Here is an 11,507-nt window from a genome sequence, read left to right as displayed (position 1 = left end):
GCCTCACCGAAGTCCGGTACCCCCCAGGACCTTCCATGAGCCTCCCGACTCCTCTCCGATGGGCCCGCGACGCCGCATACGTCGGCGCGGGTTTCGGCCTGTTGGCCGTTCAGCGCGTCAACGTCCGCCGCGTCGAGATCCAACGGCTTCTCGTCGACGCCGGCGTCGTCGACAGGGAGGTGACCCGTCTCGTGGACGACATCGTCGCCCGCACCCCGGAGATGCTGACGATGCCGCTGACGATCGTCGCTCGCGAGGTCGGTCGCCGCACGTCGGCGGTGCGACAAGCCCAACGCTGACGTGCCCCACGCTCTCATCACGGGTGTCTGTGGCCAGGACGGCTCCTACCTCGCCGAGTTCCTCCTCGAACGGGACTACCAGGTCACCGGCCTGACCCGCCGTGTGCCCGACCGGTCGGAGGCGGGCGTCCTCGACGACCGGGTCGAGGTCCTGATCGGCGACGTCGCTGTCGAAGGCGTCGTCGCGGACCTCGTCACCGCCATCCGTCCCGACGAGCTCTACAACCTGGCCGCCCCGAGCTTCGTGCCCAGCGACGATCCGATCGGCGTCGCCGAGGCGACGGCACTCGGCGCGGCCAGGATCCTCGACGCCGTCGCGCGTCACCACCCGCGGTGTCGCCTGTACCAGGCGTCGTCGAGCGAGCTGTTCGGCCATCCCGCCGAGGTTCCCCAGACCGAGACGACCCCTTTCCGGCCACGCTCGCCCTACGGCGCGGCCAAGCTCCACGCACACTGGTTGACGGTGATCGCCCGTGACGTCCACGGGCTCCACGCCTCGTCGGGGATCCTCTACAACCACGAGAGCCCGCGCCGGGGCCTCTCGTTCGTGACGCGCCGGATAACGAACACCGCTGCCCGCATCGCCTCCGGGGAGCGCATCACGCTCACCCTCGGCGACCTCGACGCGCGTCGCGACTGGGGGTTCGCGGGCGACTACGTCGAGGCGATGTGGGCCATGGTCTCCCAGTCGGTGCCCGACGACTACGTGATCTGCACCGGAACGACGCACAGCGTCTCCGACGTCTGCGAGGTCGCCTTCTCCCGACTCGGCCTCGACTGGCGCGACCACGTCGCCCGGGACCCCGATCTCGCCCGGGGCGACCAGCACGACGTGCTCGTCGGCGACCCGACGAAGGCCCGTGAGCGGCTCGGCTGGAGCGCGCGGATGGGATTCGAGGAGCTGATCGAGACGATGGTCGACGCCGACGTCGAACGGGTCGCAGCGTCGCGCCCCGCCAACCCGTCGGCGCCGTGAGGGGCACGGGACGACGCCGGTGACACGCGTGTGCGTCATCTGTGGCGGAGTGGGAGCCGCGCGGATGCTGAACGCTCTGCGCGCCGTGGTGGATCCCGCCTCGATCACCGCCATCGTCAACACCGGCGACGACGTCATCCTCCACGGGCTGCACATCTCCCCCGACCTCGACACGATCACCTACACGTTGGCGGGCGAGATCGACCCCGGACGCGGCTGGGGCCTGCGCGACGAGTCGTGGCAGGCGATGGCAACGCTCGGTCGCCTCGGCGGCATCGACTGGTTCAACCTCGGTGACCGGGACCTCGGCACCCACCTGTACCGCACGCAGCGCCTCGCCGAAGGGGCGACCCTGTCGCAGGTGTCGCGGGAGATCGCCACCGGGTACAGCGTGGACGTCGACATCCGACCCGTCACCGACGACCCCGTCCGCACACGTGTGACGCTGGCGTCCGGCGGCGAGGTCGGCTTCCAGGAGTACTTCGTCCGCCTCGCCCACGACGTCGCCGTCGCCGGCGTGCACTTCGCCGGTGCGGCCGATGCGACACCCGCCCCCGGAGTGCTCGAGGCGATCGCCACGGCCGACGTGGTCGTACTGGCACCCTCGAACCCGGTGGTCTCGGTCGCCCCCGTCCTTGCGGTCCCCGGCATCGCCGCGGCTCTCGCGGCGCGGCGCGACACCGTGGTCGGCGTGTCGCCGATCATCGGGGGACGGGCGCTGAAGGGCCCCGCCGACCGACTCCTGAGAGAACTCGGCCACGAGGCCACGGCAGTCGGCGTTGCCCGCTTCCACCGCGACGTGGCCGGGACCATGGTCATCGACACCGTCGACGCCGACCTCGCACCCCGCATCGAGGAACTGGGCGTCCGGGTCGTCGTGACCGAAAGCGTCATGTCCACCCCCGAGCGGGCCGCCACACTCGCCCACTCCGTCCTCGGAGCCGCCCGATGAGCATCCCCGAACTCCGTGTTCTCGCGATCGAGGGAATCGGAGAGGTGACCCCCGGCGCCGACATAGCGGCGCTGATCGTCGACGCCCTCGACGTGAACGGGTCACGGCTGGAACCCGGTGACGTCGTCGTCGTCACCCAGAAGATCGTGTCGAAGGCCGAGGGTCGTCTCGTCGACGTCGATCCGGCGGACCCGCTGTCACACAAGCCCGTGGTGGAACGTGAGTCCCGGCGGATACTGCGGCGCCGCGGTGAGTTGATCATCTCGGAGACCGAGCAGGGTTTCGTGTGCGCCAACGCCGGGGTGGACCTCTCCAACGTCGCGCTCGGACAGGCGGCGCTGCTGCCACGTGACTCGGACCGTTCCGCCGGACGGATCCGGGCCGGACTCGTCGAGCACTACGGGCTCGAGGTGGGGGTGGTCGTCTCCGACACCTTCGGGCGGCCGTGGCGCCGGGGAGTCACCGACGTCGCGATCGGTTGCGCCGGCGTCCTCGCGATTCTGGACCTGCGCGGCACCAGCGACTCGCTCGGCCGCGAACTCATGGTCACCGAGGTGGCAGTCGTCGACGAGATCGCCGCTGCAGCGGACCTGGTCATGGGCAAGGCCCGGGGAGTGCCCGTGGCGATCGTCAGAGGCGTCAGCGACGCACTGGGCGACGGCAACGTCGTAAGGGACCTCGTCCGCCATCCCGACGAGGACCTGTTCCGCTAGCGCCGCCGAGCCACCGGCTCAGCGCGGTTCGGGGATCCGTTCACCGTTCACATCGCCGCGTACGACCTGACCGTCGCCGACGACACTGAGGTCGCTCACCGTGGCGCCGTCGAGTACGTCGGTTCCGACCCCGATCAGCGAACGGGTCACGCCCGCACCGCCGCCGATGGTCGAGTCACGCCCGACAACCGAATCCACGATGCGCGCACCCGCTGCGACGGTGACGCCGGGACCGATGACCGAGCACCGCACCGTGGCGTCGGGGTGGACGACCGCCGAGGGGGCCACGGCCAGATCCCCGAAGGGCTGCGAAGCCCGCCTCCTGCCCGAAACGAGATCCAGATTGGCGTCGAGATAGGCCTCCGGTGTCCCGGCATCGATCCAGTAGTCGTCGAACCCCATCGCGTAGAGAGAACCGTCGGCGACGAGCGCCGGGAACGTGTCGCGTTCCACCGAGACCCTGCGGCCGGGCGCGATCCGGTCGACGAAGCCGGGTTCGAGGACGTAGGTGCCGGCATTGATCCAGTTCGACGGAGCCGTTCCGGTCGGCGGCTTCTCGATGAACGCCTCGACCCGACCACGCGCATCGATCGGAACGACGCCGAAACGGGACGGGTCCTCCACGGGCGTGAGAGCGATGGTGGCCTCAGCGCCCCGCTCATGGTGGAGGTCGATCAGGCGTCCGATGTCGATGTCGGTCAGAACGTCCCCGTTGAGGGCGACAAAGGTGTCGTCCAGGCCGGCCGAGCGGGCGGCGAAGGCGATCGCGCCCGCCGTGTCCAGGGGTTCCGGCTCGACCGCGTAGTGCAGGTCCACACCCGCACACCGGCCGTCGGGGTACGCCTCGGAGAAGGCGTCGGGCCTGTAGCCCAGTGAGAGGACGACGCTGTCGACACCGTGTTCGGCGAGGCGCCCGACGACGTGTTCGAGCATCGGACGGTCCACGACGGGGAGCATCTGCTTGGGCCGGGTGGCCGTCAGGGGTCGCAGACGGGTCCCGAACCCGCCGACGAGCACCACCGCCCTCATCGCTCAGCCGTCTGCGGTGTCCCCGTCGGTGGAACCGGCGTCACCGCCATCGGTCGTGTCCCCGTCGGTGGAACCGGCGTCGCCTCCGTCATCGAGGTTCTCGAGAAAGTCCTGTTCCGCCTGGGGATCGAAGCCGTCAGGCAGCAGCAGGGTCGGGTTGACCGTGGCGAGCGTCTCGAGGGACTCAGGCGGCGGGATGTCGGCGCCGAGCGGCGCCCGGGCGAGAACCCACGCCTCGCCGTCGTTGAGGAACCGGATGTCTCTCAGGTCCTCGGTGAAGACGTCGGGGGCCTCGTCCACCGCGAAGGCGAACTCCCAGCGCAGCACCTGGATGACGGCGGGCTCGCCGTCACACGTCACGTCCTCTTCGAGCACGCTTCCGTCGGCGATACCGAGGCTGTCGTCGGTGAGCTCCACCTGCATCGTGTCGGTGAAGTCCGACAGCGTCGCGTTCTCGCCCGAAGCCTCCTCGGTGAAGGGGTGGACGTGAATCAGACCGTCCTGGTGGGAGTGGATGCCGTTCGGGTCCGGCGTGACCACCTGGTACAGCGGCAGGAAGCCACCGTCCTCCCCCTCGGCGCAGTCCCAGATGCCGTAGGCGGAGTGCCAGTGGTCGTCGTTCTGGATGGGTCGCACCGGGGCGTCACGGTCGAGCCGTGCGAAGACCACCAGACCGGTGCCCAGCACCATGATCACCAGGACCAGCGCGGGGAATCCCAGGATGCGGCTACCGGCCGAGGGGCGGTTGGCGCGGTCACTTCCGCCGGCGCGGGCGGCTTTCTGAGCGGCAGCTGAGTGCGCGGCTCGACGATCATCATTCGACTTGCGGGCCATGTCCGAAGGCTACCCGCGTGTACCGCCGGAGCGGCCGCGCTCGACGTCGACGAGACGGCCGAACAGGTCGCCGTAGGCCCCGGCAACGGCAGCCGGCGACGCCTGGGTCTGCACGTGACGACGGGCGGCCTCCCCACACCGGCGGCGACGGTCCCCGTCGGCGAGCATCGCGAACACGGCTTCGATCAGCGCCGTCGTCGATCCCGCGGCCACCGGCACTCCCCCACCCGAGTCGCGCAGGACGCGGTCGATCTCGGTACCCGCGTCGACGGCGGCGACGACCGGCCGGCCGGCGGCCATCGCCGAGTACGTCTTGGAGGGGACGCTCGAGCGCGCCAGGCCGGGCTTGAGCACGACGAGGTGCACGTCCGCCGTGGCGAGGACCTCACCGAGTCGTCCGACGGGCTGATATCCGCGGACGACGAGATTGGTGCGGGCCTTCGCCTGGTCCCGCAGCCACGGCCCCATCACACCGTCGCCGTTGACGACGACCACCCCCCGGCGGCCGTCGAAGGTCCGTCCGGCCAGGGCGTCCGCGAGGGCGACGACGTCGCCGAAGGGCTGGGAGTGTCCCAGGTTGCCGGCGTACATCACGACCAGGTCCGCCTCGTCCAGGCCGAGTTCGGCGCGGTAGGCCGTCATGCGGTCACCCGGGACGATCGCGTCCACGTCGACGAAGTTGGGGATCTCCACGACGTCGGGACGCCGCGCTGCCCCGATGGTGTCCACCTTCGCCGTGACGTTGTCGACCATGTCGCGGCTCAACACGACGAGGGCGTCGGCATGTCGGTAGCAGAGCCGCTCGAAACGCCGGGCCGCGTCGATGACCCGGGGGTTGGTGAGTGCTCCGACCTCGACCGCCACGTCGGGGAAGATGTCCTGCAGACCGAGAACGAGCGGTACCCGGTACCTGCGGGCCGCGAGCGCCGCGACGGGGGCGAGAGTGAGGGGCGGCGCCTGCGCGAGGACGACGTCGGGGCGGCCGACCCTGGCGACCGCCACAGCGCCCGCCAGGGTCGAGAAACCGACGAAGCCGGCGGCACGACCGACGAGACCCGCCTTGGAGGTGGGGAACGGCCACAGTCGTGTCACCCCACCCCACGGGGTCGCTTCACGCCTGGCGACCCGACCCCGCCACCTCGGGTCCACGTCATGGCCCTCGTACCACGGGAGGGAGGTCACGACGTCGAGTTCGTGCCCGAGCAGCGCGAGCTCCTCCACGGTGCGAGCCAGGATCGTCCCGGTGGGAGCGGTGTCAGGCGTGAAGTGCGGGCCGATGACGAGGATTCTCACGGCCGTCGTCCGCTACCGCGCCCCGCCAGCGGTACGCCGGTACGCCGCCACGAGTCGGTCCGCGCTCGCCTCGGGCGCCCACTGCGCCGCCCGCTCGAGGCCCCGCTGGGCGAGCGCGGACCTGCGGATCCCGTCGTTGGTGAGCGAGTCGAGCGCCTCGGCCCACGCGTCGGCGTCGTGGGGGTCGATCAGCAGGCCGGCGTCGCCGACGACCTCCGGCAGCGCCGTGGCGTTGGCTGCGACGACGGCGCACCGTCGGGCGAACGCCTCGGCGACCGGGAGCCCGAAGCCCTCGTGCCAGGACGGGAACGCGAGCGCGACCGCCGCCGCGTAGAGCGCTTCCAGGTCGTCGGCGTCCACACGGCCGAGGCGGTGGACGCGCTCGGAGACCCCGTGACGCCGCGCCGCCGCGTCGATGTCGGACTCGGCGTCGCCGACCCCACCACAGAACACGACCGTGAGGTCGCTGTTGCGGGCCACGGCCAGCGCCGCGACCAGCACGGCGTGGTTCTTGTGCCGGTAGGTGATCGCCGGGTACAGCACGAAGGGCTGTCCGACGCCCAGGCGGGTCAGCGCCGCCGCGACGACGTCGGGAGCCGGGCGCGGGCCGATCTCACCGGGTGTCGACGGCACGACGGCGACGTCGTCGATGCCCAGGACACGGGTGATGACAGCGGCCGTGTGAGATGACGGGGCGCTCACGAGCGAGGCCCGCCGCGCAGAGCGGGGCAGCATCTGACCCAGCCAGGCGACCTTCGCGATGCCGAACCGCTCGGGCGACGTCAGCGGCTGGAGGTCGTGGATGGTGACCATCGACGGACCCGGTGCGCCGGCGGGGATCATCCCACCGGGGTGGTGGACCACATCGGGTCGGTCACGACGCAGACGACCGGCCAGCCACGTGCTCTCGAGCGCCACGCGGGCCGGGCGGGAGCCGGTCACCGGCGGCGAGAGCCTCGCGTCGAACACCTCGAGCGACGGGTGGGCATCGACCACGTCGGGGGCGCAGTACAGGATCGGGGCGACGTCGTCACGACCCCGCAACGCCTCGAGGAGCCGGACGATGTACGTCTCGGTCCCGCCGACGGCTCCGGGCCGCAGCCACAACAGATTGACGGCGACACGCATCATGGGCGCCGAGTCTCGCACGCGACACGGCCGACCCCACCCCGCGGGGTCCTCCGCACACCCATCGACGGGATCGCTACGATTCCGATGTGGACACGACTTTCTGGACGGGACGACGCGTGGTCGTCACCGGTGGCCGCGGCTTCCTCGGTCGTGGCGTGTGTCGGCGACTGCTCGACGCCGGTGCGTCCGACATCTTCGCCCCTGCGAGCAGGGACTACGACCTGCGTGACCTGGCCGCCACCGAGCGGCTCTTCACCGAGACGAATCCCGACATGGTGATCCATCTCGCGGCCCGGGTCGGTGGTATCGGCGCGAATCGCGAGCGCCCGGCGGACCTGTTCGTCGACAACCTGCGGATCGGCACCAACGTCGTGGACGTCGCCCGCCGTCACGAGGTCGCCAAGACCGTCGCCGTCGGAACCATCTGCTCCTACCCGAAGTTCACCCCCGTCCCGTTCACCGAGGACGCGCTGTGGACGGGCTACCCCGAGGAGACCAACGCCCCCTACGGCATCGCGAAGCTGGCCCAGCTCGTGCAGCTCCAGTCGAACAGGGCGCAGTACGGCCAGTCGGGCATCTACCTGCTGCCGACGAACCTCTACGGTCCCGGCGACAAGTTCCACACCGCCGTCTCACACGTCATTCCCGCGCTCATCCGCAAGTGCACCGAAGCGGTCGAGTCCGGCGCCGACCACATCGTCGTGTGGGGAACGGGCACGGCGAGTCGCGAGTTCCTCTACGTCGACGACGCCGCGGAAGGGGTCCTCGCCGCCGCCGAGCACTACGACGGTCCGGACCCCGTCAACCTCGGCACCAACCGCGAGACCACCATCGCCTCGTTGACCGAGTTGGTGGCGCAGGCCGTCGGCTTCGACGGTGAGATCCGTTGGGACACGACCAAACCCGACGGTCAGCCCCGTCGTCGCGTCGATGCGTCCCGGGCCGAGCGGTTGTTCGGGTGGAAGGCCACCACGCCGTTCCCCGAGGGCCTCGCCCGGACGGTCGAGTGGTATCTGGCGAACCGCACCGAGGCCGAAGCCCGCCCGTCCTGAACCGGTCAGCCCTCGCAGGCGATCTGGCGGGGATCCACGGTGGTGGTCGTCGTCGGTCCCGGTGCCCCGTCGCCCCCACCGGGCGTCGGGGTCACGGTGGGAGTCGGTTCGGGGGTGGGCGTGGGTTCCCGCGGGATGGCCCTCAGACCCTCGTGGTCACCGCCGACGAGCACCACGACGTCACTGCCGACGATGCCGGGGTCCTCCTCGATACGGACGTCGTCGGCCACCAGCCAGCGCGCCACCAGATCTGCGGCTGCGGCTTCGCCGGGTGCGTGGGAGATCACGGTCCGCGAGTCGGGGTCGAGGAAAGCGGCGTCCGCGCGACCCGCGATGACGAAACCGTGTTCCGCGAACTCGTCGGAGACGGTCGTGGCCAGCAACTGCTCCCCGGTGCCGTTCAACACGACCAGGCGCACCGATTCGGGATCGGCTTCGGTTCCGCTGGCGCCCCGGAAGCGGTCGAGAATGGGCTGGGCCTCACTGTCGAGCAGTCGCAGGATCGCGGCCTCGCCCGCCCAGTCCGGATAGGCGGGGACCGTGAACTTCTCCAGGGCCTCCGGTTCGAACGAACTGAACCGATTCGCCAGGTCCAGAAGGTCTCTCGGCGTGATCAACTCGTCGAGCGTCACGCTCGCGATCCCGGCGTTGACGAGGTCGAGCGTGGTCGACGGATTGGTCAGGCCGCCCTTGGCCACCGCGCGCTTGAGCGCGGCGACGAGGAACCGTTGCTGGCGGTCGATGCGACCGAGGTCCCCCGTACCGTCGGTCTCCCAACGTCCGTCCACGAGCGTCTGCAGCGACCTGCTGCGTGCGAACTTCAGCGCCTCTTCCCCGTCGAGTACGTGACAGCCCGGCTCGGAGATCTCGAAGTCGACCTTGGCGATGTCACGGACGGGGTTCTCGAACCACAGCGGCACTCCGTCGAGCGCGTCGACGATCTCCCGGAAACCCGCGAAGTCGACTTGGACGTAGTGGTGGATCGGGATGTCGAAGTAGTCGGTGATCGTCGCGACGAGACCCTCGGGTCCTCCGATGGCGAGGGCCGAGTTGATCTTCTGTCTGAATCCGCCGTCACCACCGATCGGCACCCACAGATCACGCGGTATCGACAGGAGCGCCGCGGTGTTGGTCTGGGGCTCGACGCGCAGGACGATGATCGTGTCGCTCAGCAACGAACCCTGGGAGCGACCGGCTCGGGCCGGGTCGTCTGAATCGAGATCGTCGGCGTTGTCGATCCCGACCAGCAGGTAGTTCTCCGCGGGCAGCGGCACGGTCGAACCGCCGCCGTCACCACTGCCGTCGCCACCGCCGTTGTCGCCGGAACCCATCGCGGGTATGTCGTCGCCCGCGAGGACGCCCCCCAGCGCGACGCGGGGTAGCTCCGAGAGCTTGGATTCGCCGAAACCCAGGCCCGCGGCGATACCGGCGCTGGCGAAGACGAGGACGATGCCGCACAGCAGACCGAAGCGCTGGGGCCAGGTCCGACGGGGGCGGTTGCGACCGAACGAGGCCATGGCTGACCTGACGCTACCAGCGCGGACGTCGCCGTTCGCTGCGCGTGGAACCGGTAGCGTCGTCGCCGTGAGAATCGTCTGGCTGAACGGCGCCCTCGTCGACGAGGTCGACGCGCGGATATCCCCGTTCGACCACGCGGTCACGACCGGCGACGGCGTGTTCGAGACCGTCCGCGTCGTGCGTGGTCGGCCTTTCGCCCCCACCCGACACCTGGCGCGCCTCGAAGCGTCCGCATCGGCGCTGGGACTCCCGGCGCCGCCGCCCCAGACCCTGTCCGCGGCGATGCAGGACCTCATCGATGCCACCGCGATGACCGCGGGCAAGCTGCGGATCACCGTCACCGGAGGCCCGGCGGGTCTCGGCTCGGCCCGGGGCGACGGGCCCACGACGGTGCTCGTGGCAGCCGAGGAGGAGACGGTGTGGCCGCCCACGACCGACGTCGCGATCGTCAGTTGGACCCGCAACGAGAACGGTGCGCTCGCCGGGGTGAAGTCGATCTCCTACGCCGACAACGTGCGGGCCCTGGCCGCCGCCCAACGCGTCGGGGCTTCAGAGGCCCTCTTCGCCAACACGCGTGGCGAACTGTGTGAGGGGACCGGCACGAACGTGTTCTGCGTCCTCGACGGCGTGCTCATGACACCGCCGCTGTCATCGGGTTGCCTCGATGGCGTGACCCGCAGGCTGGTCGTCGAGGTGGCCGACGTGACCGAACGCGCCATTCCCATCGGAGATCTCCACCGGGCCTCGGAGGCGTTCCTCACGTCCACGACCCGCGACGTCCATCCGATCCGAGCCGTGGACGACACCGTGTTGGCGGAGTGCCCCGGACCGCACACACGAGCGGCCGCAGCAGCGTTCGCCGCGGTCGTCGCCGCCGACCTGGACCCGTGACCCGCCCCGGCCGGATCACCCGCAGATCAGCGCGGACGTAGGTGGACGACGTCGCCGGCGGCGACGACCACGGCTCCCGACGGCGTGTCCACGACGAGACGGCCACCCTCGTCGAGTCCGACCGCACGCCCCCGCAGTGGCGAACCGGGACGTTCGACATCCACCTCGCGACCGAGCGTGGTCATCCGTGCCGTGGCCAGCGCCACGATCGAACCGTCCCCAAGCGTGGCGTAGTGGGAGGCGAACCGGTCGAGGACCGCTCGCAGGAAGACGTCGCGGTCCACCGATTCACCCGTGAGGTCGGCCAGTGAGACGGCATCGGGGACCTCGGCGGGGGTCGCGCGCAGGTTCACACCGAAGCCGACGACGACCGCGGCGCCACCGCTGCGGCCGCCTCCCTCTGCGATGAACTCGGACAGGATCCCTGCGAGCTTGGCCCCGCCGACGAGGACGTCATTGGGCCACTTGAGGCCGGCGTCGTCGACCCCCAGGGCGCGTGCGGCGTCCACGATCGCGACACCGACGGCCAGTGGGATCAGACCGAAGCGCTCCACCGGAACCTCTGGGCGCAGGAGAATCGACGCGAGGAGCGCGTCACCGGGACCGGCCGACCAGCGCCGATCCCGACGACCCCGTCCAGCGCTTTGATGTCCGGCGACGACGACCACGCCCTCACGAGCTCCCGAGCGGGCCAGAGCGGCCACGTCGGCGTTCGTGGAACCCGTCCGGGCGACATGGCGAACGTCGCTGAAGAGGCCCTCGCCGCGGGGTGAAACCGGAAGGCGATCGCTCTCGTTTCGCATGGGACCCCCCTCCATC

Annotated in this window: 12 protein-coding genes; 6 read left to right on the top strand and 6 right to left on the bottom strand. The window is 70.6% G+C overall.

Annotated features, from left to right (window positions below; all coding sequences use genetic code 11):
- The first annotated feature begins 35 nt into the window (after positions 1 to 35).
- The 4 genes from RIE08_08350 to cofE are packed head-to-tail and all read left to right on the top strand — an operon-like array spanning position 36 to position 2,940.
- Positions 36 to 299: a hypothetical protein gene (locus RIE08_08350; protein ID MEQ8717611.1), complete on the top strand. Its 264-nt coding sequence runs from the start codon at positions 36 to 38 to the stop codon at positions 297 to 299.
- A gap of 1 nt (position 300) precedes the next feature.
- Complete coding sequence (locus RIE08_08345) at positions 301 to 1,275, top strand: GDP-mannose 4,6-dehydratase (protein ID MEQ8717610.1); 975 nt, start codon at positions 301 to 303, stop codon at positions 1,273 to 1,275.
- Between the two features lie 19 nt (positions 1,276 to 1,294).
- Positions 1,295 to 2,227 (top strand): 2-phospho-L-lactate transferase, encoded by a 933-nt coding sequence (gene cofD / locus RIE08_08340; protein MEQ8717609.1) that lies wholly within the window; start codon positions 1,295 to 1,297, stop codon positions 2,225 to 2,227.
- Positions 2,224 to 2,940: a coenzyme F420-0:L-glutamate ligase gene (cofE, locus tag RIE08_08335; protein MEQ8717608.1), complete on the top strand. Its 717-nt coding sequence runs from the start codon at positions 2,224 to 2,226 to the stop codon at positions 2,938 to 2,940. The genes cofD and cofE overlap by 4 nt, the downstream gene beginning before the upstream one ends.
- Positions 2,941 to 2,958: 18 nt before the next feature.
- Here cofE and RIE08_08330 read toward each other — a convergent pair whose 3' ends face one another.
- From RIE08_08330 to RIE08_08315, 4 genes are read right to left on the bottom strand one after another with little or no spacing between them, the layout of a single operon-like run.
- Complete coding sequence (locus tag RIE08_08330; GenBank protein MEQ8717607.1) at positions 2,959 to 3,969, bottom strand: NDP-sugar synthase; 1,011 nt, start codon at positions 3,967 to 3,969, stop codon at positions 2,959 to 2,961.
- 3 nt (positions 3,970 to 3,972) lie between these two features.
- Positions 3,973 to 4,803 (bottom strand): hypothetical protein, encoded by an 831-nt coding sequence (locus tag RIE08_08325; GenBank protein ID MEQ8717606.1) that lies wholly within the window; start codon positions 4,801 to 4,803, stop codon positions 3,973 to 3,975.
- A 9-nt stretch (positions 4,804 to 4,812) separates the two neighbouring features.
- Positions 4,813 to 6,096: a glycosyltransferase family 4 protein gene (locus tag RIE08_08320; GenBank protein ID MEQ8717605.1), complete on the bottom strand. Its 1,284-nt coding sequence runs from the start codon at positions 6,094 to 6,096 to the stop codon at positions 4,813 to 4,815.
- Positions 6,097 to 6,108: 12 nt separating this feature from the next.
- Complete coding sequence (locus RIE08_08315; protein MEQ8717604.1) at positions 6,109 to 7,227, bottom strand: glycosyltransferase family 1 protein; 1,119 nt, start codon at positions 7,225 to 7,227, stop codon at positions 6,109 to 6,111.
- 86 nt (positions 7,228 to 7,313) lie between these two features.
- On the opposite strand from RIE08_08315, the gene RIE08_08310 reads away from it, so the two are divergent.
- Positions 7,314 to 8,279, top strand: a complete 966-nt coding sequence (locus RIE08_08310) for a GDP-L-fucose synthase (protein MEQ8717603.1) — start codon at positions 7,314 to 7,316, stop codon at positions 8,277 to 8,279.
- 5 nt (positions 8,280 to 8,284) lie between these two features.
- Here RIE08_08310 and RIE08_08305 read toward each other — a convergent pair whose 3' ends face one another.
- Positions 8,285 to 9,796 carry an LCP family protein gene (locus RIE08_08305; GenBank protein MEQ8717602.1) on the bottom strand — a complete coding sequence of 504 codons (1,512 nt, stop codon included), beginning with the start codon at positions 9,794 to 9,796 and terminating at the stop codon, positions 8,285 to 8,287.
- 67 nt (positions 9,797 to 9,863) lie between these two features.
- On the opposite strand from RIE08_08305, the gene RIE08_08300 reads away from it, so the two are divergent.
- Positions 9,864 to 10,688, top strand: coding sequence for an aminotransferase class IV (locus RIE08_08300; GenBank protein MEQ8717601.1), 825 nt, complete (start codon positions 9,864 to 9,866; stop codon positions 10,686 to 10,688).
- A 26-nt stretch (positions 10,689 to 10,714) separates the two neighbouring features.
- On the opposite strand, the gene RIE08_08295 is transcribed toward RIE08_08300, so the two are convergent.
- The gene (locus RIE08_08295) at positions 10,715 to 11,491 is read right to left on the bottom strand and encodes a biotin--[acetyl-CoA-carboxylase] ligase (protein MEQ8717600.1); all 777 of its coding nucleotides are present in this window, start codon (positions 11,489 to 11,491) and stop codon (positions 10,715 to 10,717) included.
- Between the last annotated feature and the right edge of the window lie 16 nt (positions 11,492 to 11,507).

It is taken from the genome of Acidimicrobiales bacterium, assembly GCA_040219085.1.
GTDB lineage: Bacteria > Actinomycetota > Acidimicrobiia > Acidimicrobiales > JAVJTC01 > JAVJTC01.
Note: the sequence above shows the minus strand (reverse complement) of the source record. Positions and strands in the feature narration are given on the sequence as shown.